Annotated in this window: 22 protein-coding genes and 1 other annotated feature; of the genes, 9 read left to right on the top strand and 13 right to left on the bottom strand. The window is 42.8% G+C overall.

The genetic code is table 11. From position 1 onward, the window contains the following. The first annotated feature begins 3 nt into the window (after positions 1-3). Positions 4-1,809 (top strand): sensor histidine kinase, encoded by a 1,806-nt coding sequence (locus tag NST94_RS12490; protein ID WP_339282014.1) that lies wholly within the window; start codon positions 4-6, stop codon positions 1,807-1,809. Between the two features lie 2 nt (positions 1,810-1,811). On the opposite strand, the gene NST94_RS12485 is transcribed toward NST94_RS12490, so the two are convergent. Further along, positions 1,812-3,383 carry an ABC-F family ATP-binding cassette domain-containing protein gene (locus tag NST94_RS12485; protein WP_076126001.1) on the bottom strand — a complete coding sequence of 524 codons (1,572 nt, stop codon included), beginning with the start codon at positions 3,381-3,383 and terminating at the stop codon, positions 1,812-1,814. Between the two features lie 167 nt (positions 3,384-3,550). On the opposite strand from NST94_RS12485, the gene NST94_RS12480 reads away from it, so the two are divergent. Next, a complete protein-coding gene (locus NST94_RS12480; protein WP_339282013.1) occupies positions 3,551-5,806 on the top strand; it encodes a pectate lyase in 2,256 nt (751 codons plus the stop codon). Positions 5,807-7,024: 1,218 nt separating this feature from the next. Here the strand turns inward: NST94_RS12480 and NST94_RS12475 are convergent. Together NST94_RS12475 and NST94_RS12470 are read right to left on the bottom strand one after the other, a co-directional pair. Next, on the bottom strand, positions 7,025-8,146 hold the full coding sequence (locus tag NST94_RS12475; protein ID WP_076301841.1) for a DUF4179 domain-containing protein: 1,122 nt from the start codon (positions 8,144-8,146) through the stop codon (positions 7,025-7,027). Continuing rightward, positions 8,139-8,675, bottom strand: coding sequence for a sigma-70 family RNA polymerase sigma factor (locus NST94_RS12470; protein WP_036686352.1), 537 nt, complete (start codon positions 8,673-8,675; stop codon positions 8,139-8,141). The genes NST94_RS12475 and NST94_RS12470 overlap by 8 nt, the downstream gene beginning before the upstream one ends. Positions 8,676-8,900: 225 nt before the next feature. Between NST94_RS12470 and NST94_RS12465 the strand changes: the two genes are divergently transcribed. Beyond that, entirely contained in the window at positions 8,901-9,284 is a 384-nt protein-coding gene (locus tag NST94_RS12465; RefSeq protein ID WP_076125996.1) for a winged helix-turn-helix transcriptional regulator, read from the top strand. 150 nt (positions 9,285-9,434) lie between these two features. Here NST94_RS12465 and NST94_RS12460 read toward each other — a convergent pair whose 3' ends face one another. Continuing rightward, a complete protein-coding gene (locus NST94_RS12460) occupies positions 9,435-9,860 on the bottom strand; it encodes a hypothetical protein (RefSeq protein WP_036686349.1) in 426 nt (141 codons plus the stop codon). 197 nt (positions 9,861-10,057) lie between these two features. Continuing rightward, positions 10,058-10,340, top strand: a binding site (T-box leader). Between the two features lie 102 nt (positions 10,341-10,442). Here NST94_RS12460 and trpS point away from each other — a divergent pair. Further along, positions 10,443-11,438 (top strand): tryptophan--tRNA ligase, encoded by a 996-nt coding sequence (gene trpS / locus NST94_RS12455; RefSeq protein ID WP_076301840.1) that lies wholly within the window; start codon positions 10,443-10,445, stop codon positions 11,436-11,438. Between the two features lie 69 nt (positions 11,439-11,507). Here the strand turns inward: trpS and NST94_RS12450 are convergent, their stop codons facing one another. From NST94_RS12450 to NST94_RS12440, 3 genes are all read right to left on the bottom strand, one after another. Continuing rightward, positions 11,508-12,740: an aminopeptidase gene (locus NST94_RS12450; RefSeq protein WP_076189916.1), complete on the bottom strand. Its 1,233-nt coding sequence runs from the start codon at positions 12,738-12,740 to the stop codon at positions 11,508-11,510. A 104-nt stretch (positions 12,741-12,844) separates the two neighbouring features. Beyond that, positions 12,845-13,303, bottom strand: coding sequence for a hypothetical protein (locus NST94_RS12445; protein WP_076219157.1), 459 nt, complete (start codon positions 13,301-13,303; stop codon positions 12,845-12,847). A gap of 103 nt (positions 13,304-13,406) precedes the next feature. Further along, complete coding sequence (locus tag NST94_RS12440) at positions 13,407-13,754, bottom strand: hypothetical protein (protein WP_076279804.1); 348 nt, start codon at positions 13,752-13,754, stop codon at positions 13,407-13,409. 191 nt (positions 13,755-13,945) lie between these two features. Between NST94_RS12440 and NST94_RS12435 the strand changes: the two genes are divergently transcribed. Together NST94_RS12435 and NST94_RS12430 are read left to right on the top strand one after the other, a co-directional pair. Further along, entirely contained in the window at positions 13,946-15,043 is a 1,098-nt protein-coding gene (locus NST94_RS12435) for a VanZ family protein (RefSeq protein WP_248548119.1), read from the top strand. 87 nt (positions 15,044-15,130) lie between these two features. Next, positions 15,131-16,570 (top strand): serine hydrolase, encoded by a 1,440-nt coding sequence (locus NST94_RS12430; protein WP_339282012.1) that lies wholly within the window; start codon positions 15,131-15,133, stop codon positions 16,568-16,570. 67 nt (positions 16,571-16,637) lie between these two features. On the opposite strand, the gene NST94_RS12425 is transcribed toward NST94_RS12430, so the two are convergent. Beyond that, a complete protein-coding gene (locus NST94_RS12425) occupies positions 16,638-17,402 on the bottom strand; it encodes an exodeoxyribonuclease III (RefSeq protein WP_076279814.1) in 765 nt (254 codons plus the stop codon). Between the two features lie 191 nt (positions 17,403-17,593). Here NST94_RS12425 and NST94_RS12420 point away from each other — a divergent pair, with 191 nt between their 5' ends. Beyond that, a complete protein-coding gene (locus tag NST94_RS12420) occupies positions 17,594-18,739 on the top strand; it encodes an MFS transporter (RefSeq protein ID WP_076183499.1) in 1,146 nt (381 codons plus the stop codon). A 162-nt stretch (positions 18,740-18,901) separates the two neighbouring features. Further along, a complete protein-coding gene (locus NST94_RS12415; protein ID WP_076125983.1) occupies positions 18,902-19,189 on the top strand; it encodes a hypothetical protein in 288 nt (95 codons plus the stop codon). Between the two features lie 60 nt (positions 19,190-19,249). On the opposite strand, the gene NST94_RS12410 is transcribed toward NST94_RS12415, so the two are convergent. Further along, complete coding sequence (locus tag NST94_RS12410; protein ID WP_076301836.1) at positions 19,250-20,110, bottom strand: helix-turn-helix transcriptional regulator; 861 nt, start codon at positions 20,108-20,110, stop codon at positions 19,250-19,252. A gap of 127 nt (positions 20,111-20,237) precedes the next feature. Here NST94_RS12410 and fabF point away from each other — a divergent pair, with 127 nt between their 5' ends. Next, positions 20,238-21,476, top strand: coding sequence for a beta-ketoacyl-ACP synthase II (gene fabF / locus NST94_RS12405; protein ID WP_076301835.1), 1,239 nt, complete (start codon positions 20,238-20,240; stop codon positions 21,474-21,476). Positions 21,477-21,560: 84 nt separating this feature from the next. On the opposite strand, the gene NST94_RS12400 is transcribed toward fabF, so the two are convergent. The 4 genes from NST94_RS12400 to NST94_RS12385 form a co-directional block, all read right to left on the bottom strand. After that, complete coding sequence (locus tag NST94_RS12400; protein ID WP_076301834.1) at positions 21,561-23,027, bottom strand: family 43 glycosylhydrolase; 1,467 nt, start codon at positions 23,025-23,027, stop codon at positions 21,561-21,563. A gap of 190 nt (positions 23,028-23,217) precedes the next feature. Next, positions 23,218-24,285, bottom strand: a complete 1,068-nt coding sequence (locus tag NST94_RS12395; RefSeq protein ID WP_076135552.1) for an ABC transporter ATP-binding protein — start codon at positions 24,283-24,285, stop codon at positions 23,218-23,220. Between the two features lie 139 nt (positions 24,286-24,424). After that, complete coding sequence (locus tag NST94_RS12390; protein ID WP_076125975.1) at positions 24,425-24,964, bottom strand: HXXEE domain-containing protein; 540 nt, start codon at positions 24,962-24,964, stop codon at positions 24,425-24,427. A 67-nt stretch (positions 24,965-25,031) separates the two neighbouring features. Beyond that, positions 25,032-25,994, bottom strand: coding sequence for an aminoglycoside phosphotransferase family protein (locus NST94_RS12385; protein ID WP_076301956.1), 963 nt, complete (start codon positions 25,992-25,994; stop codon positions 25,032-25,034). Positions 25,995-26,151: the final 157 nt, after the last annotated feature.

The raw sequence follows: 26,151 nt of genomic DNA, 5'->3' as shown, positions 1-26,151 counted from the left end.
AAAATGATGCAAATAAACCAGCCAAAAAAACGTTATCGGATGCGGCATGTCAATCGGCAGATTTTTGTGCTGATGATCCTGACCATTACTATTCCTTTGCTGATTATATCCGCGATTATCTATATTTTTTCAAATCAAGCCGTCAAAAATGAATATCAAAGCAGCTCTAATCTCATCCTTAATAATCTTTCTTTCAACATCGACCAGTATCTGCAAAGTATTGAAAAAGGGACCCTTAACGCCCAAGTAGATAGTCAATTACAAACCGCTCTCGAGCATTGGACTATCAACAAAGATAATATCGGGAATGATCTAAGTATTCAGTATGGAAACACGATTGAACAGTTCATCAGCGGGATTGAAATGACGATTAAAAATGTCGACAGTGTGCAGATTTTCGCGGGGTCACGTGTATTCTACTCCGCCAATTTCAATCGTGCGGATTATGATGTGAAGGACTACACCCAAGAGGATTGGTATTTACAGACGCAGCAAAAAAAGGGGGGCGTAATCCTGTTTGGAAGTCATCTCCCCTTCTATCGCACCAATTCCAAACAATCCGTCATCTCCATCGCCAGAGTCATTAATAAAAAAGGAAGCAAGCAGCCCTTAGGTGTCATGTTAATCGATATCCGGCTGGATTCATTACGGGAAATCTTAAAGCTGTCCGAGAATAGCAAGCGGAAATTTATTATTTTAGACGATAAGGGGGGCAACGTTTACAGCTCAGATTCATTGGAGACGAGTCCTTTAGAGCCAGTCCCTATCGACAAACAGGCGCTTAACACTTTTATGAACAATGACGCCGGGAGCTTATATGGTACTTTTGATGACAAGGATTCGTACATTAATTTTGTTACCTCTCCTTACTCCAACTGGAAGGTCATTCAATATATTGATGAAAAAGAGATGACTAAGCAGGCTTCTTTTCTTGGCAAAATCATTTTAACCTTGGCGCTCTTATCGCTTGTCACTGCACTCTTATTTATGTATATCCTCTCGGAACGCGTAACCAAACCTATTATTCTGTTAAGCCGGAAGGTGAAGCTGGTGGGGATGGGGAATTTCGATGTGGATTTGTACAGTAATCGTCAAGATGAATTTGGGGTTCTATATAATGGAATTCGTAAGATGGTTAAAGATTTGCAAAACTATATTGAGCGATCTTCGATGGCCAAGGCCCAACAAAAAGTAGCCCAATATGGTGCACTCAAAAGCCAAATCAATCCGCATTTTCTGGCAAATGTCCTTGAATCTATTCAAATGAAAGCCATCATCAATGGACAAAGAGAGATTGGCGAGATGGTGGGGATCGTGGGCAGATTGTTTCGGATTCATATCCAGACTGGGAAAATCACCGTTACCCTGCGCGAAGAACTTGAGCATGTCCGGCTATATGTGAAGATTCAGCAGATGCGTTTTGGGGATAAATTACAGTACATGGAGCAGCTAGATCCGCAATGCGAGATCGTTAAGGTCATGCACTTCTCCTTGCAGCCCATCGTAGAGAATGCTATCGTACATGGCCTAGAAAGCCGCAGTGAACCAGGTCTGCTTGAGGTATCCTCGGTGATATCGGGGGAGGATATGCTGATTATCGTTAAAGATAACGGCATTGGCATCGAGGAAGAGAAACTTAAACAGCTGCGTTTCCGTCTCTCTCAACCCTCAGATACCTTAGATGAAGAACATATTGGCATTAAAAATGTTCATGATCGTATTCAATTTCATTTTGGCGAAAAATATGGAATTGAAATTTCCAGTCACGTAGGTGAAGGAACGACAGTGATCATCCGACTTCCCGCGTAATCCTAAACATTTTGCTCAGTAATGCCTAATTCAGGATCAAAGGTGAGCATTTTCGTCGCTATTTTATCAATAAAAAACCGATCATGACTAACTGTTACTACAGCGCCAGGAAAATGAATCAACGCCTGCTCCATCACCTGAATACTGGTTAAATCCAAATGGTTAGTGGGCTCATCTAAAATAATGACAGCAGCTCCGGAGAGAAGGCATTTCGCTAAAGCCACTCTGGCCTGCTGTCCACCTGAAAGGCTGCCAATCGTTTTACTCAGATCCATTTCCGAGAATTGCAGCATCGCTAGAAATTTATTCACCTTTTTCCGCGGTGCGTCCAGTCCCAGTCCATAAACATTTACGGCATGGCTGACGGTATCTTTATGATCCAGCTCATCCCACATCTGATTAAAGTACGCATAACCGACCCCGCGTTCCCAAGTCACTTCCCCCGATTCCGGTGCTTCTTGTCCAGTCAGTACCTTGATGAGTGTCGACTTTCCGCTGCCGTTCGGACCCACGATAGCTATCCGGTCTTCCTTTTGAATATCGAAGCTAATGTTCTGGAAAATGGAGCGGCCATCATAACTTTGTCCAATCCGCTTCACTTCCCCCAGCTTGTCAGGAAAACGTAAATTACTATAAATATCAGTGATTAATACGTTAACTGGATGAGGTTCCACTCGTTTTTTCATATCCGTTAGCTTACGGGATAGACGGTCCTTAGAAGACTTCTTACTACCACGGTTTTCAATGGCCTCGGACTCCATAAGGAGAAGTTCTTCTTCCCACTCAAATTGCCGATCGAGCACTTTTTTACGCATCTTCTTTTTACGAACGTAATCGGTATAATTGCCTTCATATTCCTGAAAATGATAGTTCTCGATTTCTATCGTCCGCGTGACCACTCTGTCAATAAATTGCCGATCATGAGAAACCAGAAGCATCGCCCCATTGAAACGGTGCAGCCACTGCTCCAACCATACGATCCCTTCCATATCCAAAAAATTAGTAGGCTCATCGAGCAATACAACATCGGGCGCTTCAATTAAGACTTTAGCCAGTGCCGCGCGGTTCCTCCAGCCTCCGGATAACTCCTCTACAGGTTGATGCCGCGATCTCTCATCGAATCCTAATTTAGTCAGCACCGTATTGATTTCCACAGATACATTCCAGCCATCCAAATGCTCCATTTGTTCAAAAAGCTCAGCTTGGCGCTCTAAAAGTGCATTCATCTGGACATCATCCGACACCTGCCCAAGCTGTTCTCCTATTTGGTTAAGCTCCTGTTCAATGCGTGCTACCTCTTCGAAGCAAAGTTCTAACTCTTGTTGTACAGACAAAGACCCGGAAAGCTCCGAAAATTGAGAGAAGTAGCTGATCTTCACATTGGGATCTAACTCTACTTTTCCTGCCGTTGGCTCCTCTTTTCCCATGATTAGCTTAAAAACAGTAGATTTACCTGCTCCATTTCGTCCGATTAAGCCAATACGTTCGCCCTTGCTCACACGAAAATAAATATCTCGAAAGATCAATGTATTCTCATATTTCTTAGTTACGTTCTCCATTCGGATTACGCTCAAGTCTATCACTCCTAGTTCGTATAGATCAGAATTCATCGTTGAATACCCAAAAAGCTATTATAGCACTAATTAAAAAAAGGACTTTATAATCATATTATTACTTATATTTATTTCCGATATATGTATTTATATTAATATAAATTTATAAATACATAAGGAGGATTACAATGAGTTTGCTAAAATCAATCAAGAAAAATGCTAGTGTTATTATGTGCATTACCCTGATCTTTTCTCTTTTTATTGTGTATCCGGCAAGTGCTTCTACCTTCTTCCAAGACCGCTTTGAAGAGGGCGATAATCTATGGACATCCACTAGTGGGAATTGGACTATTGTTGAGGACGAAGGTAACAGCGTATATTACCAGTCTGCCACAAAAGAAGGACGTACTTCTGCAGGTGATCCAGCCTGGAGCGATTACACTGTGGAAGCGGATGTAAAAGTAGTTGATTTTAATGGCTCAAACAGAACTTATGTTGCGGGCAGATACATAGATGGAAATAATTTTTATGCAGCTTCTTTGTATAATAATAATGATGGCATGCTGGAAATCAGAAAGAAGGTTTCTGGATCTACTACAACTTTGTCCAGCAAACCTTACGCTCTGCAACCAGGAGTTTGGTATAATGTAAAACTCGAAATGAGCGGAAATACCATCAACATGTATGTAAATGATACGCTGGAGCTCTCAGCTTCCGATTCCAAATTAAAAAAAGGTGCAGCAGGGCTCGTTACCTTTAAGACAATTACGATGTTCGACAACGTGACCGTTTCTGATACCATTGGCACTACGCCGACACCAACACCTACTGCTACGCCATTACCGACTGTTACACCGATACCGACTTCTTCACCAACACCTACTGCTTCACCGACACCGACGGCTACACCGATACCGACTTCTTCACCAACGCCTACTGCTTCACCGACACCTACTGCTACGCCGATACCGACTGTTTCACCAACACCAACTGCTACGCCGATACCGACTGCTTCACCAACACCAACTGCTACGCCGATACCGACTGCTTCACCAACACCAACTGCTACGCCGATACCGACTGCTTCACCAACACCTACACCGGTTCAGGTTAGTGAATATGATTTGGCTGGGTTTGCCATAGGAACAACAGGTGGTGGAAATATCCAAGAAACCAGTCCACTCTATAAAAAGGTATATAGCGCAGAAGATCTTGCCACTGCACTGAGAAAAGGATCCAAAATAAAGGTTATTGAAATTATGAACGACTTGGATCTGGGATGGAATGAAATTTCTGATGCGGCAAAGATCTCCCCATTTAGCGCTCATAACAGTGCTTTAACACATCCCGTATTAATAGAGACTGGTGTCAGCAAAGTGTCTATAGACAACTTCGACGGTTTGACCATTTTCTCAGCTAAGGGTGCAACCATTAAACATGCCGCTTTTACTTTTAAAAGAAGCTCTAACGTCATCATCCGCAACCTTGAATTTGATGAGCTGTGGGAATGGGATGAAGCAACCAAAGGAAATTACGATAAAAACGACTGGGACTACATCACCATTGAGAACAGCAACAACATATGGATCGACCACTGCACCTTCAATAAATCTTATGACGGAGTTGTCGATGTTAAAAAAGGCAGCAACGGCGTCACCATTTCATGGTCATCCTTCTTAGGGGATGATAGAAACGCAAACAGCTGGGTTACTCAGCAAATTAATGCTATGGAAGCCAACAAGGCTGCCTATCCCATGTACGCTTATTTAAGAAGCAGCTCAGTTGGCCTAAGTAAAGACGACATCATTGCGATTGCCGCTAGTCAAAAAAAGGGCCACTTAATAGGCGCAACAGAGTTTGCAGCTGATAATGCGCTTCTTTCTGTAACGCTCCATCACAACTACTATAAAGATATACAAGACCGCATGCCCCGCCTTCGTAGTGGTAATGCGCATGCCTATAACATTGTAATGGACAACGAAGATACCAGATTGGCTAAAAAACGTCTAACCTCCGCTATGGAAAAAGCGATCTCAAGCAAGGGGTATCATTTCGGGGTTACAAGTAACGGAGCCATCTCGACAGAAGGAGGAGCTGTATTACTTGAAAGTTCTGTAATCATTGATGTAGTGTATCCTCTTCGCAACAATCAAGCGGATGCAAGTAATAGCAAATATACGGGTGCAATCGCAGCTTTAGATACGATCTATTCACTAGATGGAGCAACGTTCAGAGGAGACAGTACATCTAAGAACAGCCCTCTCTCCCCTGTACCCGCTGCCGTTAAAGCATTTGCATGGAACGGATTCACAACACTACCTTATAGCTACACTTCAGATGACCCAGCTAGTCTAAAATCTAGACTTACCGCTGTTGACGGCTCAGGGGCAGGCAAATTGTCCTGGTCAAACAAGGAATGGTTGAAAACAAATTACAGCAACTAACTCGACTAACTAATTACTGAACACATACTCCCATAACTACAACGAGAAAAGTTACTGACTTAGTAGTTGCCACACTAGCGTCACCTTTGCACCAAATTAGTGCCATATTAGTGCTACTAGCGCCATATTAACGCCATATTAGGACCACATTAGCACCACTTTTGTACGCCGAAATTACTCAGACGCTCAGACGGTGATTTACAGTTTAAAGTGCAGTATTTACGAGGTCAGATGGTGAGTTTACTGTGCAGTATTTACGAGGCCAGATGGTTCGGACTCAGGAGCCCTTATTTCGAAGAATCCGGGCATTTCGCAGTGCTATCGGACTCAGATGCAGCTATTCATCCCAATATGCTCATTTTGGGTGTGGATTTAGACCAATAAGAGCTATACAGTCCGAAAACTCAGCAAAATGGTCAAAAAAGCCAAAATAGCTGCAATACAGTCCGTTAGGAGTGTTACGCGCGTGAGGAACATGAGGAACATGAGGAACATGAGAAACCTGAGGAGCATGAGAAACCTGAGGAGCATGAGAAACCTGAGGAGCATGAGAAACCTGAGGAGCGTTATTAACTTAGTTGCCACATTAGCAACACTTTTGTACCGCACTAATGCCACTTTTGTTCTGCCGAAATAGCTAAGACGCTCAGACGGTGACTTACAGTTTAAAGTGCAGTATTTACGAGGTCAGATGGCGAGTTTACAGTGCAGTATTTACGAGGCAGATGGTTCGGACACAGGAGCCCTTATTTCGAAGAATCCGGGCATTTCGCAGTGCTATCGGACTCAGATGCAGCTATTCAACCCAATATGCTCAATTTTGGTGTGGATTTAGACCAATAAGAGCTATGCAGTCCGAAAACTCAGCAAAATGCTCAAAAAAGCTAAAATAGCTGCAATACAGTCCGTTAGGAGTGTTACGCGCGTGAGGAACATGAGAAACCTGAGAAACCTGAGAAACGTGAGGAGCCTGTGAAACGTGAGAAACCTGTGAAACGTGAGAAGCGTGAGTAACATGAGAAACCTGAGGAGCATTATGCACATACAGTCCCGATAGGAGCATCAGGAGTTTGTTCTCATTTAACAAGTGGCGTGTTTGGTGTTAAAAGGTAACTCGCAAAGTTAGTATAATGTCCCAACAATAACAAAAAGGCCGCAACCAGCGGCCTTTTTCTATATTACAACTCCCAACGCATATTCACTAATATCGCTTACCGCTCATTTTTTCAGAATATCAATATACTCTTCTTTCTCTCGATCTGCCCCCGCATTAAGTTTCAGTCGCAGTGACTTCGGGTGATCCAACACATTACTGCTGAAGTAACTTATAAATCCATCATCAGATCCACTACCAGAATTCGGATTAATTTTAATGTCGCGCTTCCCAACCTGCGCTGTTAATTCATAGGGGAGCTTTTGAAACAGTTCATTTCGGACGATCCAATCCGTTTTCAATTCCTCATTTATCGTAAATTTGAGCGCTATGCTTAACGGAGAAAGCTCGACTTCGGCTAGTTTTACTTCCTGTCCGTCAATTATGAAGGGGTGGTCTACAACTAATGTCTCCGTCTTCTGCTCCCAAAACTTAGGATCAATAGAGAAGTTCACTTTTAAACGATCAGAATACCGCATGTCGGATAAAACCGTTCCTGTTTTCGGTTTACTTAACATTCCCGGGTCTACAGAGGCAATCTGAAAATCCGCCACTACGTCTGTTGGCCTTGGTTTATTTCGGTCCAGTGAGAATACAGTTTTACCGAGCCAAGTATATATGGTTCCCTCTGCGTGTGCTCCCATTCCGCCCCTATTCCCATTCTCCTCCATTACGTCTCGTCCAGTTTCAGCTTCTGTCAGCTTCACACTATTAACACTGTACACTTCCTGACCATCACTTGTTGTCCCTGTATACAGCAGCATGATTTTATTTTCATCAGCAAGCACAGCATTTAGAGTAATTTTATATCCATTTGATTCAGCACTCTTATTAACGATTTGTACATAATCATTCCGAATTGCAGACTCTAGTGTAAGAGCATCAATATCAGCTGCAGCCAATGTTTTAAAAGGCTCCAATACGCCCCAATCGAACGTATCAACACTCGAAGTCCCTTGCTGTGGCAACAGCTGGGTTGGATTGAAGAACAGCAAGCCCGCTATCATCACTGCAGCCGCCAGCACAGACATCGCACTTTTTGTGAATATTAACCTTCTGCCACGTTTCTTGCCTAATTCCAAACCTGCTTGGATCGCATAGATCTGAGCGGCTGCATTCTCTATTTTTTGTTCTTGTGGGATACGTTCGGCATCGCTTAACATGGCAAGCTCCTCTTGACTACTCATTGTTCCATTCACCCCGATTCTTTATGATGGTTCGCAACTGCTTCAGCCCCTTATGCTGCCAAGTCTTAACCGTCCCCTCGGGTTTATTCATAATGTTAGCGATCTCAGTCAAGGTCATATCGTTGTAGTATTTTAGCAGCAGCACATGGCGATACTTGGGCTTAACCTGCTCGAGTGCCCACAGCATTTCCATCCGATGATGGCCAATGTGTGTGACCTGTTCTCCTATTCTTTCATCTACCAGCGGCATGGAACGTTTTCTCCGTCTTTGTTCATCTATACAGACATAAATTAGAATTCGAATAATCCATGATTTGAATGCTTTGGGGTCCTTTAAAGTTTTTCTTTTAATCCAAGCCCGGCAAGTCATTTCCTGCATCGCTTCCAGCGCATCGTTTCGGTTACGCAAGTAACTATAAGCAATACTGTACAATTGTTCTCTATGTACCAATATCGAATCGTAAAAATCTGTCTCGCTCCGAGTATCAAGAATCGTTACTTTTTTCATTTCTGCATTAGTCATCGTCATATCCTTCCTTAGCCTCCTCTCTTCAACCTTTCATAGATTAAGACGGGGGAGGTATAGAAACGGTTTTTATTTCATTTAACTTTTTTTCGCCCAAAGCTCTCTAAATTATAGCATTCTATAAAAATTGAACGAAAAATGTTATGATGAGTTATATTGGACATAATCAATAGTACGCACTCAAAAGTGCCATAGGTGCTAAAAAGTACCCATACCTTGGAGGTTATCATGACAACAACATCTACAACAACTGTCAAGAAAAAATACAATATTTCTGTTGAAGCCACCCTAGAGGTCATCGGAGGGAAATGGAAATGCGTAATTCTATGTCATTTAACTCATGGCAAAAAACGCACCTCCGAGTTAAAACAGTTGATGCCGGGCATTACTCAAAAAATGTTAACCCAGCAGCTACGCGAGCTTGAGGCAGATGGAATCATCAACCGAATTGTTTATAATCAGGTTCCACCAAAAGTAGAATACGAGCTTAGTGAATATGGGGATAGTTTAAGCGATATTTTGACTGCATTATGTAATTGGGGAGAACAACATATCATTAAACAATACGGTGATAAATACGCTGTTTTAGAGGATAACATCTTAAATAAATAAACCGCTATATCAAGGAAATGGTTGGAGATTTATGCTGTGAGAGTTGTACTTCAATTATATGCCCACGAAAAAAGGACAGCTGAATCAGATCGATTCAACTGTCCAAAGCTTTGATTCACCCGTCCCTTGAATGGCGCACAGGAACATAACTTAAATTACGCCCTCTCCTCCAATAGCAGTTGCTGTGAATGATATGGGTCCAAATAGATTAATAGGCAAGTTGCTATCATTCTGAATTACCAATTCATAGTTGTGGACTCCAATATAAGCACCATCGACCCACTGAGCACTTAATTGAATATCAGTAATTGTAGTGAAACGATAAAAGGATCTATAAATATCGACTCCAGCTCGTCGGATGATAACAAGAAATTGGCTATTAGCAAGTGCAGTAAGACTAAAACTACCATTTAACTCGACTCTACTGGAGAAAGAAGCCGGATTAGCCGGACTAATATTTACTTGTGCTGTGGCTAGACCCGCTCCAGCTCCAGGAATCCCTGCAACCGTTATAGCAGTAGTAAACGGATCTAACGGGATTTTTGCCTGTGACCCATAACTTATTATTGTCGCCATTTATCATCACTCCATTTCAAGGTTATAGAGTAGTATATTGTGAATCCACAATGATAGATTGGACTTAATTCCTGATGATTATATACATTTAAGGTATACTTTGCTAGATCATATAAACCTAGATACCTCGTCAATCACCATACGATTTCTGCTCATTGACAACACCCCTGTTCAGAATTACAATAATTCACATATCATGAACAACGATGACAAAGGGTAAGTAGACAGACGAACATGGTCTTCAGAGAGCCGGTGGTAGGTGCGAACCGGTGACCAGCGTATGCTCGAATGGCCTTTATAGTTGTTTTTCCGAACTATCTTAATGGATGCAGTAGGGAAAACCGGGGTTCCCGCCGTTATCAAGGGACCTGTATCGAGAATAAATTCAACCTCTCCGTACAGGTAAGAGAAGATCGAAAGCCAAGAATCGTAAGGTGACACGATCATTTAAGGTGGTACCACGACAACTTCGTCCTTATTGGATGAGGTTTTTTTGTCATTTAAAGGAGGTGATGGCCATGGATGATGGCTGGTGGTGGCGACTCGAGTGTAACCAAATGCTAAATAACAGGAGGAATTTATATGATGAACGAACGTGTCTTAACTGGAGATCGAGTGACTGGAAAGCTTCACCTTGGCCATTACGCCGGCAGCTTGCAGACCCGAGTAGCCCTTCAGGAGCAATATGAAACTTTTGTGTTTTTAGCGGATATTCAAGCCCTAACGACCCATTTTGATCGTCCACAGCTGCTGGGTCAACATCTGCATGAGATCACACTGGACTATTTATCTGCGGGTATAAATCCGGAGAAAACAACTATATTTATTCAATCGATGATCCCTGAAATCGCAGAGCTGACCCTCTTGTTCTCTATGTTTGTTACTGTGAATTCTTTACGGCATAATCCCACGATTAAAGCCGAATCGAAAAATTCGAGCTTAGATGAATTGTATTACGGTTTTCTTGGTTATCCAGTTAGTCAGACTGCTGACATAACATTTTGTAAAGCAACGATAATTCCTGTAGGGGAAGACCAACTCCCTCATCTGGAATTAACCCGTAAAATCGTCCGCAGATTCAACGAGCTGTACAGCCCGATACTGGTGGAACCCAGAGCGCTGATCAGTGAGACTCCGAGGCTTGTGGGTACGGATGGCAACGCTAAAATGAGTAAAAGCCTTGGCAATGCCATCGAGCTGGACTCCACTAAGGAAGAGATTATCTTTAAGATACGAAAAGCCACAACCGATCCAGCGCGTGTGCATAAAAATGATCCTGGACATCCAGATATCTGTCCTATTTTTGCTTATCATGGTGCTTTTCGCTCAGCGGGGGTAACCGAAATTCGTGAAGGCTGCGAGCGGGGTACCATGGGTTGTTCTGCTTGCAAACAGTTGATTTCGACAGCTCTAGATCAGCTTATAGAACCGATGCGAGAGCTTCGTTCCTATTATGCTACTAAGCCCAAGCTTGTGCAGGAAATCTTAATCTCTGGAACACAGCATGCCCGCAGCATTGCTCAAGAAACAATGGCCGAAGTACGTGAGGCTATGAGTCTTAACTATTTTTCAATCTAAAAATGACCAGTATAGGGACTCAAAAAAAGCCGGAATCTCATTGGAAGAGATCCGGCTTTTTTCTTCTCCTTACAACACCCAATTTCCCTTACGGAATACGGGTTCAATCGTGCCGTCCGCCAGCTCTCCGTCAATATCCAGCTCTGCTGAACCGATCATAAAATCGACATGAGTTAAGCTGACATTAGCTCCTCTAGCCACAAGCTCTTCGTTCGTAAGCTTTGTGCCGCCTTCAATATTTACAGGATAAGCACTTCCTAGCGCGAAATGGCAGGAGGCATTCTCATCAATCCCTGTATTGTAAAAAATGCGGTTCAAGCGAGAGATTGGAGAATCATGCTGCACTAAGGCTACTTCTCCTAGATAAGATGCACCTTCATCCGTTGCCAGCAGTGAGGTTAAATGTTCGCGTCCGGATTCAGCTTCATAAGCTACGACTTTCCCTTTTTCAAAAGTGAATGAAAGTCCTTCAACTAACCGTCCATTCAAATTAAGAGGGAGCGTGCTTCTAACTGTGCCATTAACGCCAGTCCGATGGGGCATGGAATAAATCTCTTCCGTTGGCATATTAGCTACAAAATATACGCCTTTATCATTCTCACCGCCACCCCCGCGCCATAAATGGCCTTCCGGAAGCTCTACATGCAGATCCGTTCCCGGAGCACGGTAATGCAAGCTTTTATAACGTTTAGCGTTCATTCTGTCCTGACTTTCTTTCAACTGACCAATATGCTCTCTCCAAGCAGCTACCGGATCATTGCTGCCCACACGGTTCATCTGGAATACAGCTTCCCACATCGCCTCTACCCGCTCTTCTTCAGGAAGATCGGCAAAAACCTTGTTCGCCCAAGCACGTGTTGGCGCTTTGACCAGAGACCAGCTGATTTTGCTGTTCCGAGTATATTTGGAGTAGTTCTTGCGAGCAACAGCCGCTGCTTTGACAGCTCTAGATACCTTAGAAGAATCAATGCCATTAAACAGTTCAGGATCAGGTACTTTAATATGTAAGATGGCACCATTCTCTTCCGCGAATTTCTCCATCATCTCAGCCTGCCACTGTGGATAGTAATCGAAAGAATCCTCTGGGGCTTTTTCATAACGGATCCGTGTAGTTGCTTCATCGTCCCAGTCAACAATTACATATTTAGCTCCCGCTTCATAGGCTTTCGCTACAATCAAGCGAGTAAGTTCTGCGGTTTCTATCGGTGCATGTACCATAAGGACTTGTCCAGGCTGTACATTTACTCCTACTTTTACAACTAGGTTCGCATATTTCTCCAGCATTACTTCAAAATCTTTCATGAATTCTCTTCCTCCATCTCTAGGGTTGCTATAAGGACTCGGTCAGCTTCACTTCTTATTTTAACGCAAAACGAGGATAGTTGCGATTCGATTTAGATTCTCAGCTACTTCACTTCAGGTATTTCACCTGTATAGACACCTAGATCATTCTTATGAATCTCTACATTGGACGTTCCGATCTGCTTATCATTATGGTAAGCAATCACTGTGATCTTGGTATCCTGAGGTTCATCTATTTGCTTATTCCCCCCATCCATTGGACTCCAATAAATTTGATCTCCAGATTTGATTTTCAGCTCAAGACCTTTGTTATGCACCTTGTAGTCAGGGGGAGTCCATAACAATAAATTGCCGGATGTAGCCTGTATCTTAATAACATCCGCCCCTTCAGCAGTTATAAGCATAGGTAATCCTGGAGCACTACTATCAGTCACCCTGTATTCCGCTGTTGGGAACATAACATCCGGTTTTACCTCAAGTGATTGATTATTATGCCGCAAAATAAAGAAGAAAAAAAGTAAAATCGTTAAGCCCATGACGCCTCCGATGATTATTTTTTTCACTATTCAACCTCCCTTCCACCCTAATACTGTAACATATTTCCTTAATTTGGACAGTTATGAGCCAAATTAAGCGGCTCCCGCGAGGAACCGCTCACTTCAATCCCTATTTTTTATCCACCTGTAACAGTGTCACTGTCTTCAAAGCATAAGTATGCATGATTTTATCCTCTGAAATTACATTCAACTTGGTCAAGCTTGCCACCTTTGCCGGATCTGATTTGGAGAGCAAACGCCACACTTCGGGGTCTGATAAGGTCTCATATAACTTTGCATCATCATATTCTTTGCGGTTTTGCACGACCAGCTTCACTTTATAGCGGCCAATTTCAGTCTCGTTAGTTTCCTGCTGACTACAATAATTTAAAATATCCTGACGAAGCTCGGCCAATTCTTTTTCAATATCCTTTTGTTTTTGCTTGAGCCGATAATACTGCTGAACCTTTTTCTCCATCCACTTCACGCTCCTTCATAGACATATGTATGCCGGAAACGTTCGATAAATTAGTTGAGTTCCCTATCATAAAAACTTATAATGAGCCGGGGATAGCTTATTTCCAAGTAGAGTCAATTTTCTTATAAAAACAATTCCACGGCAGGTGACTTATGTTTCATTCGTACTTTTTTCCAATTTCGTATGCGTTCATGATGTTTCCAATAGCAGCGCTGGTCTTCACACTACCTTTTCTTATCGTACAATACCGCAGACATGGCTATATACATAAGCTTAGAGCTTTAATCCTATATCTGCTGCTGCTCTATCTGATGAACGCTTATTTTCTTGTCTTGCTTCCTTTTCCATCCTCCCGGCACAATGCAGCACCTTCTGGGAGTGTCGTCCAATTCATTCCCCTTCAGTTTATTCAGGATATTGTGGATGGATCGTCAATCATCCCTGAACAAATCTCGACCTACTGGTCATTACTGCGTGAGCCTGCATTTTTACAGGTCATTTTTAACGTTGCATTGACCGTACCGTTTGGAATGTTTCTGGGCTATTATTTTCGTACACGCTGGGTCGTGTGCATTCTACTATCCTTTGCCTTTTCCTTGTCCTTTGAGATCACGCAGATTACAGGAATTTATGGTTTCTTCGATCATCCTTACCGTCTTTTTGATGTCGATGATCTCATTACCAACACAATCGGAGGGATTTTTGGATTTCGAATTTCCATTTGGATCTCCGGGCTATTGCCACGTATAGAACAACTGGATACAAACATTGACCGCTCTGCCAAAAGAGTCTCCTATACCCGCAGAGGAATAGCTTTTCTAATCGATAGTATGGTGTGGAGCATCGGGTTTGGGGTACTCTTCGGATTCGATATAAAAGCTGCCTTCTGGATTGTAACTGGTATTTACTTCATGCTTGTTCCGGCTCTCACGGGCGGACGGACCTTAGGGAAATGGATGGTGCGGATTCGGGTGAAGAGCAGCGGGAATCATGCTTTTTTCTGGGCTCTGATGATCAGATATGGCCTGCTATATTGGGTGCTGCTTGGGATTCACGCTCTTTTGCTTGATTCCGCCCTTCTAGGGAATCTTTCCTCCGTATGGAATATGCTTATTCATCTGTTTGTTCTATTGATAGACTTGGCTTTCTTTATTCATTTAGTCATTAGTATATTCAAAAAAGAAACTCAGCTAATATATGAGAAACTAAGTCGAACTTCTCATGTTATTTCTTGGCCAGAGAAACGGCTCCAATCTGATGTATCCAGCAACAGCCCTGTAGAAAGCTAAACTAGTTATTTTTTAAATGGTATTTTTACATTGGAAATTATTATAGAATTAGGAGGTGAGCATTCTCAAAATTTAGGAGATGAGCGTATGGAGACTACAAGCAGCTTGCAGTTATCTAGAAGTCTTCCAGAAGAACAGGGGATTTCATCAACCGCAATATCCAGCTTTATTAGTGCAGTAGAGGAACAAAATTTAGGCCTGCACAGCTTTATGCTATTACGACATGGTTATGTGGTCTCTGAAGGCTGGTGGGCTCCTTACAGGTCCGTTCTTCCGCATATGTTATTTTCCCTTAGCAAAAGCTTCACCTCAACCGCAATCGGGTTTGCTGTTACTGAGAAACTTGTCACCCTCGATGATTCTGTCCTCTCCTTTTTCCCTGAAGAGGCTCCTTCGACTATCACGGAGAATCTATCCAATATGACAATCAGACATCTATTGATGATGGGTACCGGGCATGTCGTGGATACTATGGACACCCTTCGCAAAAGTACCGACGGGAATTGGGTGAAAGCTTTCTTCTCCGTCCCCGTCGAGAAACAACCGGGTACACATTTCCTATATAATACCGGTGCTACTTACATGCTGGCCGCGATCCTTCAACGGGTTACTGGCCAAACATTGCTAGAATATTTAGAACCGCGCCTCTTCGTTCCTCTGGGCATTCACGGTGCAACGTGGGAGTCTTGTCCACGTGGAATTAACACAGGGGGATTTGGCTTAAACATTACAACCGAGGATATCGCTAAATTCGGCCAGCTATACTTACAAAAAGGAATCTGGAATAATCAACGGGTTCTGCCTGAAAAGTGGATTAATGAGGCTACTTCCAAACATATTTCCAATGGCGAAGGTGATCATGACTGGGCAATGGGATATGGGTATCAGTTCTGGCAATGCCAGCACGGTGGCTACCGGGCAGATGGCGCCTTCGGTCAACTCTGTGTTGTGCTTCCGGAGCAAGATGCCGTAATTATTACTACTGCTGCATCAGACAGTATACAAGGAATGTTGAATGCTGTGTGGGAACATCTGCTTCCCGCGATGAAGCCAGCTCCCTTGCCATTAGAGCCGGCTGCTTCTGCCCACTTGGTTGAACAATTAAAGAATTTATCTATCCAACCGCCACAACTGCAGCCCTCTTCATCACAAGAAGAACGAATAAACGGCTTAACCTATAAGCTCGATGACAACCAATTTGCCTTGGACACCTTCTCTATCTCTTTCAATAACAACGAAGCTGCAGTTACTTTACAATTTAAGACTGGAGAGGATTCTGTGATCCGTCTTGGTCGAGGGAAATGGCTCGAAAGCTTCGCACAGGTCATTGATGCTTCCTTGAACCGAATCATGTCCAGCTTTACTTGGGTTGCTGATGATCAGCTACAGCTTACTTTATTGTTTATTGAAATGCCTTTCTGCATAACTCTTGAAATAATCTTACTAGAGAATCAGCTAATTCTTAAACAAAAGTTTAATGTGAATATGGGACCGACTGAATTCCCTGAGATCATTGGCAGACTATAATTCTTAATGAATACAAAAGACCGCTTCGTCCTTTAAAGAGACTTAGCGGCCTTTTAAATATTCGATTCTAATCTGTGAAATCAGCAAGCTTGAGGATGACCGGACAATGATCGCTCCCCATAATGTGGCAATCGATTTGGGCATCCAGCAGATTAGGTGCAAGTCTAGAAGAAGCTAGGAAATAATCAATCCGCCAGCCTACATTCCGTTCTCTCACCTTCGGCATATAAGACCACCATGAATAAACGCCTTCAAGCTCTGGATGAAAATATCTAAAGGTATCTATGAAGCCGGACTCCAGCAGCGTACTCATTTTTCCTCTTTCTTCATCGGTAAAGCCAGAGTTTCCGCGGTTAGCTTTAGCATTTTTGATATCAATATCCTGATGGGCTACGTTCATATCGCCGCATACAACGACTGGTTTTAGCTTGTCCAGTTCCAGAAGGTAATTGCGGAAGCGGTCCTCCCATTCCATTCTGTAATCCAATCTAGCCAGATCTCGTTTGGCATTTGGTGTATACACATTCACTAGATAAAAATGTTCGAACTCCAGCGTAATAATCCGGCCTTCCGCTTCTTCATCCTCTTCCATTCCGTATCTCACAGAGATCGGCTTGATTTTGGTGAATATAGCTGTGCCTGAATACCCTTTTTTCACTGCATAATTCCAATATTGATAGTATTCTTCACCCTGTTCCAGAACAATCTGCCCTTCTTGCAGCTTCGTCTCCTGTACACAGAAAATATCTGCTTCTACTTCCTTAAAATAATCATCAAACCCTTTTTTAACACAGGCCCGAAGACCATTCACATTCCATGATACCAACTTTATCATTAACGTTTCTCCTTGCATTTTGCTTTAATAGTAACCAGTTTATCATATTACGGCCAGAAATTTATAGAGGGTTAGGGTCATCTTGAGCAGTTCCGCGAATAGATTTATATCCTAATCATTTATTATCCATGATACAATAGCAAAATTGACTCTATACAAATTTTCTAACACGTGAGGTAAAAAAACTTATGAATGCACCAAATCTTTTACGAGGGTTTAACTTTTTGTATTTTGCTCTGCTAGCCATGTTTATTCCCTTTCTGCCAGTCTATCTAAGTGAACAAGGTCTAAGCCCATCGCAAATCGGCTTCATTATTGGAACTGGTGGTTTTGTTACCATCGTTGCCCAGCCTTTATGGGGGATGATCAGTGATAAAACAAAAACCATCCGCAAAGTGCTGTTAGCTCTGCTGTTATGCTCAGCGGTAACCGGATACTTTTTGTTCGATTCCAGCAGTTACGTTGTTCTCATTCTTTTTGCTATGCTGCTGTATTTCTTCTTGATGCCCATTGATCCGCTGACAGAAAGCTTGAATTTCCGAGTCTCTGAGGCGGCTGGAATTAGCTATGGTTCTATCCGTACATATGGTGCGCTAGGTTATGGTGTAATGGCTCTGATTACTGGCTATGTGCTTGGTTTTTTCGGCTCTCATGGAATAGCTCTTCTGTTTGTTGCCATTTGCCTTATAAGCTTTATAGTAAGCTGGAACATGCCAGATGCCCCCGTCACAGGTAAGCCGGTCACGCTGGATAGCCTCAAGCACTTTTTTGGCAACAAAAAGACATTGATGTTTCTGGTGCTCATATTTATTAGCTCTGTACCCGCACGAATGAACGATACATTTATTGGAGTTTATATTCGTGAGCTTGGTGGCAGTCCTCAACTGGTAGGCCAATCATTTTTCCTCGCGGCAATAAGTGAAATCATTGTCTTTGCATTAAGCTTCTGGTGGTTGCGAAAAGGAAAAGAACTGATTATCATATCGATTTCCGGAGCCTTCTATTTCCTTCGTTTCTTGATTTCAGCTTGGATCATTGATCCACACTTGTTAGCGTATTTGCAGATTCTGCAAATTCTTACCTTCCCTGTGTTCTACTCCGCTGCTATTCAATACCTCTACAGCATTGTACCCGAGGAATGGCGTGCTACAGGGCAAACCGTTCTTGCACTATTGTTCTTCGGTGTATCAGGTATCCTGGCTTCTTATGCTGGTGGGGCATTATATGATGCCTTTGGGGGTAAAGCTCTTTACTTAACGATCTCCGCAATGTCGTTTGTCGGCATGCTATTCGGATTGATACTGTATCTGATTTATCGTAAAAAAACGGAATAAGCGTACGAAAATAAACCGGGGATGTCCCAGCCGCTTTCTAAGTGGCTATTGGACATCCCCGGTTTTTTCTATTAAAAAGTGCTAATTCACCATGGCATTCGCTCTAGCATTAATAGATTTTCAACATAGAATATCCTATCAAACGAAAAGGAGGTCGTTACTATGGCCATCGTATTACCGCTTCAATATTTCAATTTAGCCCCTGTCATTGGTAAATCTTATTATGAAAACCTTGCAGGTGGAATTAACGCTGCTGTTACTGTGAACAATAACTCCAACTTCCCAGTAGATTTAGTAATCACTCGTGTGAATGCTCCAGTTATCACATACACGATTCCAGCATTCAATAGCCTTACGCTTGCAGTTCATGCCCTTTTGGTAGCTGCACTCTTAAGTACTCCTGCTGGCACCACATTCGGAACTATTGAAATTTCAACATCAGATTTCTAATAGTGTAGCATTAAGCATCTCTAGCTGGAAGTTCAGCTAGGGATGCTTCTCTATGTGAATCTAGCTTAATCCTTCTATTGTGTGCTGCTCCATAAGCTGCTTTAGCTTGGTTTCAGTATTCGAATCTCCCGCAGGAGTATAGATGCTGCAGCGTAAATCTGCACTGCCTTGAACCTGCAAAGAGGTTAGATGAAATAACATTTTCCCCGCCTTGGCATGTCTGAATTCTAGTAACACATCCGGGGCCGAGCTAACCCGACTTTGCTCCCACATCTCATTAAAAGCCGGATGCAATTCTTTCAATTCCTCTATAAATTCATCATACCAATGATCCTCTACATACTGTCCGTAATACGCTCTGAAGATAGAAAGATATCCGCTGACGAATTGTTCCCAATTCACTGCTAAGCGCCTAAACTCCTTACGAACAAATAACAATCGGATCATATTCCGCTCTTCGATGGGCAGCTTTGAGAAATCAAGAAAAACATGGGCTGCAGCTTCATTCCAACCGACGATCCCGCAACGTCTATCAGAGATTATCGTAGGACAATATTTAAGTTCTTGTAAAATTTTCTGCAGCGAAGGACTAATTACAGAAGATTCATCTTGCGGATAGGGTGTGGTGCCGGTTCCAGTTTCTAAAGCCAGTGCAAAAAGATACTTCCGCTCATCTTTAGTCAGCCTAAGTGCAGTGGCAATACAGTCCAAAACAGAGGACGAGACTTTTATATCTCTGCCTTGTTCAAGCCACGTATACCAGGTACTGCTTACCCCTGCAAGCTGTGCAACCTCTTCCCTGCGGAGTCCTGGCGTTCTTCTGCGTGTGCCTTCTGGTAAGCCTACAGCGCTTGGTGAAATAGCCGCACGTCGTGCTTTCAAAAAATCGGATAATGCTTGTAATCTTGTTTGATTAGCCATAAGCTACCTCCACTTTGGGATTCCTGTTCCTTTAGTATAGTACAAATTATACTAGGATAAACGATAACTTGTAATAGGATAAATAAAGTGGAAAAATACTAGTATACACTAGCTGAGGAGGTTCATTATGGAACGCGTAGTGATTACAGGCATGGGCTTAATCTCACCACTTGGAAATACAATCGGGCAATTTTGGGATCGGCTAATTTCTGGTGAATCGGGTATATCCCCGATCACTTCATTTGATACAACAGGTTTTAAGACGAGAATTGCCGGCGAAGTACGTGATTTCGATGCAGAAGGCAGATTTGGGCGTAAAGAGGCACGGCGAATGGACAGATTCAGTCAGTTTGCCCTCGCAGCTACTGAAGAGGCTTGGAAACATTCTGGCCTCCAGCTTGATAAGATTGACAAGGAGAGACTTGGCGTTTATGTAGGATCTGGTGTTGGAGGAATTCAGACCTTGATGGATCAAGGTACGGTCCTGAAAGAGCGTGGACCTGATCGAGTCAGCCCTACCTTAATTCCCATGATGATCTCCAATATGGCTGCGGCGATGATCAGCATTAAATTTGGAGCTCTCGGCCCGACCATGTCTCCAGTAACAGCTTGTTCTATTGGAAATACTGCGATTGGCGAGGCCTTCCGTTTAATTCGTTATGGCGGTGCGGACATTGTTATAGCCGGGGGTTCTGAAGCTGCTATTACTGAAATCTCGTTGGCCAGCTTCGGGAATGCCACCTCTTTATCTACACGAAATGAAGAGCCTACTAAAGCGAGCCGCCCTTTCGATGGAGGACGGGATGGCTTTGTAATCGGTGAAGGTGGCGGCATAGTCATTCTTGAGTCACTCTCCCATGCTCAACGTAGAAACGCCAAGATTCACGGCGAAGTGATCGGGTATGGTGCTAGCTCTGATGCTTATCATATGGTTGCCACTCATCCAGAGGGAATGGGTGCCTATCAAGCTATGAAGTTAGCGCTAAATGAAGCTAATCTCCAGCCCCACAATGTAGATGTAATCAGCGCGCATGCGACAAGTACAGTAGTAGGAGACCATTCTGAAACCCTAGCGATTAAAAAGTTATTTGGCGAGCATGCCTACCACATCCCCGTAACCGCTAATAAGTCCATGACTGGACATGCTTTAGGGGCCGCTGGCGGCTTAGAAGCCATCGCTTTAGTTAAGAGTATCCAAGAAGGGATCATTCCTCCTACCATCAATCAGGACACGCCTGATTCCATCTGTGATTTAGATTACGTACCTAACAATGCACGAAAAGCTAATCTCGAAATAGGCATCTCCAATTCATTTGGCTTCGGCGGCCATAATGCTGTTATTGTGATCCGAAAGTTCGTAGACTAATCCTACATTATAAAAGGGGTTTCAACTTAGCCATTACACATGACTAGTTGAAACCCCTTCTGCTGTTAATCCTTTTAAACTATCTTATTCCGAAGGTGATACATGACTTCCCCAGATAGAGATCCCTTCATTAGAAACCGCGGTGAACGTCATAACATTACTGGCTGTAGCTTCATTCCACTCTTTCAGGAACACACCCTTATAAGTAGAACCAGCTATCGTTAACTCTGCAGTATGATCGTCGATAAGCTTCCACTTACCCTTTACTGCGCCTTTGATTTTACCACTCTTCGTCAATTGAATTAGCTCCGATTGCACGATATCTGCCGTAATTTCTTTATTATGATTCACATATTTGTATTCGCCTGCGATTTGCTCTTTCGTATATTTATCAATGGTCTCGCCACCATAACGGTGTGGTGCGACCACCGGCCAGCCATCAGCGTTCATGAACATCTGGTGTACTCTAACCTCATGCTTTTCACCACGATTCGGGAACCGTGTATGGAAGATCAAATAATACTTGCCAGTCTCTTCATCGTAAAATGCGGAGTTATGTCCTGGTGATACATATCCTTCCCCACTTACTGGGAGCTCATCGTCATTATTCAGGAATTCGAAATTCCCCATGAGTTTAACTCCGTAAGGAGCATAAGCAGGATCATCAAACAATACGCCAGCTGTGCCCTGTGAATCGATCATATCCTGGCCCTCAGAATCTTCAAAAGGTCCATCAGGTGTCTTCGAGCGAGCTACACGGATGTTATATCCGCCATCAGCAGCCAGCCCCCCGTAGGATAGGAACAGGTAGTAGTAATCCGTCTCAGGACTGTACAGCATATAGGGAGCTTCTATCCGCGCATGATTTGCGCCTAGAAGCTTTTTGCCATAACCTTGATCTGGCAGTGGGAATCCTGTGCTTGTATCCAGTTCCATAATAAAAATACCACCGGAATAAGAACCATACACCATCCACAATCTGCCTTCTTTATCAAAGAACACATCCGGATCTACAACATTCGGCTTTTGTGTGGCATCATAAGTTTCTCCGTCATCGCCTACACCCACCATACCTGACTTTAAGAAGATCCCTTTGTTCTTATAAGGTCCTTCAATATGGTCTGACACGGCTATACCAAGTGCTGATAATGGGGAATCACCTTTACACGCGTTGTAATACATATAATATTTACCATCCGCCAATTGAATGACATCCGGTGCCCATAAAGTGTCCGTCTTTCCCCAGGTTAAGGCCTCTTTTAATTCCTCTTTGACATTCGGGATGAGTACGTTTCCATCAACAACTCCAGAGGACAATTGAGTCCAGGACATCAGGTCGTCGGATTTAGCAGAAGCCAAATGCGAGCCAAACACATAGTACTTATTATCAGCCAAAATAATGGAAGGATCATGTACAGAAACATTCTTGAAGACAGGCTGAACAGGCTCAGGTCCGCTGTTTGTGTTGCCAGAATTAGCCGTGTCGTTGTTGCACGCGGTTACAGCTAATAATGAAACGCTAAGTAAAGTAGTAATAATTATCTTCTTCATCGTTATACCCCCTATGTATGCCTTTTCATTTTGAGATGAAAACGATAAATAGTCAACCCTTTTATTTAATTAAGTTCGTATTAATTCATATTTATTTAAATAATAGTGAATATTGTAGAAAATAAAAAAAAACGCTAAGCCAACTAAATGGCCTAGCGTTTCCTCTTATTATTTAGTTAAAACAAGTTGCTTACTTAGCGCCTTCTTGCACTAAAACTGGCTCTGGATAAGCGTTCTTAAGTATACGTTGTCTATTCTTAACGACTGTCGGCGGTTCCACCTTAGGTGCCATCGGATGCATTAACCAAGACTTCACCATATGGGTATCCGAAACCTTATACATTGGAGGCTCTTTCTCCATATCGATTTGCATAGCATAGGTGCTGCGAAGTGCGAAGGCATCACCCTTAGGCGGTTTGATCAAATCTGGAGGGGTACCAGGAATAGCGGTAAGCAAAGAACCTTTGCTCTCTAAACTTGGCATGGATGCAAGCAATCCCCAAGTGTAAGGATGTCTTGGATCGTAGAAGATCTCTTCTGCAGTTCCCATTTCAACAATTTGTCCGGCATACATTACCGCTACACGATCCGCCATTCTTGCTACAACACCAAGATCATGGGTGATAAAAATAATCGCCGTATCAATCTTCTTCTGCAATTCCTTCATCAGGTCAAGAATCTGTGCCTGAATGGTAACGTCGAGCGCTGTGGTTGGCTCATCCGCAATCAGAAGCTTAGGGTTTGCTGCAAGTGCCATTGCAATAACGACACGTTGACGCATACCGCCACTGAACTCATGCGGATATTGATTGAAGCGGCGCTCTGGTGAAGGAATACCTACTAGCGTAAGCAGTTCAACCCCACGTTTATTGGCAGCTTCTTTGGAGATTTTCTCATGTTTGTGCAGTACTTCAGTAATTTGTCTGCCGACCTTCATCATCGGGTTCAAGGAAGTCATCGGATCCTGAAAAATCATACCGATCTCTTTACCACGAATCTTCTGCATTTGCTTCTCAGTCTTACCGATCAAATCTTGTCCATCAAATAAAATTTGTCCACGTTTATATTCTCCTGGCGGCGTTGGAACTAACTTCATTACCGCTTGTGAAGTTACACTTTTACCGGAACCGGATTCCCCAACTATCGCTAGAGTTTCACCTTTATCTACATGGAAGCTAACACCACGGATCGCTTGTACTTCTCCACCGTGTGTTTTGAATGATATCGCTAGATCTTTTACCTCTAAAAGGCGCTCCATCTTGTCACCCTCTCATTTCCTCGTCAATTATGATAATGATTCTCACCAAGTTGTAAGCAATAAGTATTATTTTATCTAGTTCTAAGGGTTCTAGTCAAGATTTTTCTGAAAAAGATATGGCCAGCAGCAGCCTTATGTACTAGTTCTGTTTAATGCGAGTTCTATTCTTCACTAACAACCACAATATTGGCGGAAGCAGCAAAAGAACTAACAGCAGAGACCATCCGATATCTCCAAGGGATACCAAGTTGTCATTCAATAGTCGATAATACGCATAAAGAGAATAGGGAAGAACTACTAGTACTGCTGTAACTACCCCTGGTGTATATATCTTTAAATATATCGTCTGTCCTAGATGAGTAAATACATGTAAGAAAAATACCGCAAGCACTGCCAAGTACAATAAGTAATTAGAAAAGAATACTGCAATACAAGTTACCGTCACTATAAAAATATACACGAATAATACGTCCATTGCAAAATTACGTGTAGTCATTTGTAACATCGAATGATACGTCTTGCGCATAAACGAAGGAATTGCGTCCTCTAACCTGGTTCTATACTTTGCCCCCCATGCTTCAATCGTTAATATTTCTTCAAAATCATGAAACATAAATAGGATCGGCAACAGCCACAGCAAACTTACGATATCTATATGTACACTTAGCCACTCAAACATGAGAATCCTCTCCCTTCTCCTGCTCAGCCTCCTTACCTTCTTATGTTGTAATCTTGCTGAAAATGTCCTAACCCATGAAACGTTCCCAACCTTCCAGCAGATTATCCTGTGCCCACTGGAAATGGCCTTGGCTATCGTATTTACGCGAATAACACTCAATGAAATAAATTAAATCGATATATAAGTCGTAGAGCTTTTTGCGTACACATTCATTAGGGCTATCAAAGCTGTCCCCATAACCTCTACAGAAATGCTCAGAATCCTCAATATAGCGAAAATAATATTCCATAAGGTGATCGCCCCATAACGCCCGTTCCCAATCGATTAAGGCAACAATGCTTCCCTCTCGTACAAACACATTCCCATCCCATAGATCCCAGTGAACTAAACGTGGCTCAGTGACCACATCCATCACATGTATACGGCTGTTGATCTCCGCCTCAATCTTTTCTAAAGGAATGGGCATCTTTGCCTCTAAGCGCCGAGCATCATCAAGGAGGTTGCCAATCAAATTTTGAAAGGTTTCCCGCCAAGAAGTCCCCTTTATCTTCGAGGATACATTAAATAATCCGAAATGATCCCCTTGAATCTCATTGATAATCCGGCTATAACGACCTAATTCTTCCTCAATACAACTTCTTTGCTGCGGACTAAGCTCTTCCTTAATTTCATTATAGGGCTGGCCGATTATTTTCTCCATGAAAAAAAAGTCACTCGATATTAAATTTCTGCTGTTATCATAAGCGTATACCTCAGGCACAGGTACCGTTCCTTTAGACTTCATTAGCTGCATTGCCGCAACCTCTGTAGCCATGATATCGTGCTCGTAACTTAGCGTGTCTGTCTCATCGGATGGCGATATTTTAAGGATCGTAGCTCTGCCATCTGACAATAGGAGGTCATAAGCTGCGTTGAAATAACCTCCCGTCAATTCCGTACTTTGAATGATTTTCACATGGCTTCCAAAAGCAGCACCCACCAGGATGTCCTGCTGCTCAACCGTCAATTTTGTTTTAGTCTGACTTTCCAAGACTTCACCACCATACAGAGTTAAGTAAAAATGCAAAAATCCAACCTCATAAAAGCCCGGGATTCATTGTATTTGATATAAGAAAGATAAACAATCCTTCTCCATTGGAATGAAAATTGTTAAAATTAGAAATAACACGTATCATTAGCTGCTTTTC

Source organism: Paenibacillus sp. FSL H8-0282, assembly GCF_037963825.1.
GTDB classification, from domain to species: domain Bacteria; phylum Bacillota; class Bacilli; order Paenibacillales; family Paenibacillaceae; genus Paenibacillus_AQ; species Paenibacillus_AQ odorifer.
Note: the sequence above shows the minus strand (reverse complement) of the source record. Positions and strands in the feature narration are given on the sequence as shown.

What these genes read in the sequence shown, in the direction of transcription:
- NST94_RS12430 (WP_339282012.1), top strand. Translation starts at nt 15,131, where the DNA reads ATGGAGACTACAAGCAGCTTGCAGTTATCTAGAAGTCTTCCAGAAGAA.
- NST94_RS12490 (WP_339282014.1), top strand. Translation starts at nt 4, where the DNA reads ATGATGCAAATAAACCAGCCAAAAAAACGTTATCGGATGCGGCATGTC.
- NST94_RS12480 (WP_339282013.1), top strand. Translation starts at nt 3,551, where the DNA reads ATGAGTTTGCTAAAATCAATCAAGAAAAATGCTAGTGTTATTATGTGC.
- NST94_RS12465 (WP_076125996.1), top strand. Translation starts at nt 8,901, where the DNA reads ATGACAACAACATCTACAACAACTGTCAAGAAAAAATACAATATTTCT.
- NST94_RS12435 (WP_248548119.1), top strand. Translation starts at nt 13,946, where the DNA reads ATGATGTTTCCAATAGCAGCGCTGGTCTTCACACTACCTTTTCTTATC.
- NST94_RS12475 (WP_076301841.1), bottom strand. Translation starts at nt 8,146, where the DNA reads ATGAGTAGTCAAGAGGAGCTTGCCATGTTAAGCGATGCCGAACGTATC.
- trpS (WP_076301840.1), top strand. Translation starts at nt 10,443, where the DNA reads ATGATGAACGAACGTGTCTTAACTGGAGATCGAGTGACTGGAAAGCTT.
- NST94_RS12470 (WP_036686352.1), bottom strand. Translation starts at nt 8,675, where the DNA reads ATGACGATGACTAATGCAGAAATGAAAAAAGTAACGATTCTTGATACT.
- NST94_RS12460 (WP_036686349.1), bottom strand. Translation starts at nt 9,860, where the DNA reads ATGGCGACAATAATAAGTTATGGGTCACAGGCAAAAATCCCGTTAGAT.
- NST94_RS12450 (WP_076189916.1), bottom strand. Translation starts at nt 12,740, where the DNA reads ATGAAAGATTTTGAAGTAATGCTGGAGAAATATGCGAACCTAGTTGTA.
- NST94_RS12395 (WP_076135552.1), bottom strand. Translation starts at nt 24,285, where the DNA reads ATGGAGCGCCTTTTAGAGGTAAAAGATCTAGCGATATCATTCAAAACA.
- NST94_RS12415 (WP_076125983.1), top strand. Translation starts at nt 18,902, where the DNA reads ATGGCCATCGTATTACCGCTTCAATATTTCAATTTAGCCCCTGTCATT.
- NST94_RS12400 (WP_076301834.1), bottom strand. Translation starts at nt 23,027, where the DNA reads ATGAAGAAGATAATTATTACTACTTTACTTAGCGTTTCATTATTAGCT.
- NST94_RS12440 (WP_076279804.1), bottom strand. Translation starts at nt 13,754, where the DNA reads ATGGAGAAAAAGGTTCAGCAGTATTATCGGCTCAAGCAAAAACAAAAG.
- NST94_RS12420 (WP_076183499.1), top strand. Translation starts at nt 17,594, where the DNA reads ATGAATGCACCAAATCTTTTACGAGGGTTTAACTTTTTGTATTTTGCT.
- NST94_RS12390 (WP_076125975.1), bottom strand. Translation starts at nt 24,964, where the DNA reads ATGTTTGAGTGGCTAAGTGTACATATAGATATCGTAAGTTTGCTGTGG.
- NST94_RS12410 (WP_076301836.1), bottom strand. Translation starts at nt 20,110, where the DNA reads ATGGCTAATCAAACAAGATTACAAGCATTATCCGATTTTTTGAAAGCA.
- fabF (WP_076301835.1), top strand. Translation starts at nt 20,238, where the DNA reads ATGGAACGCGTAGTGATTACAGGCATGGGCTTAATCTCACCACTTGGA.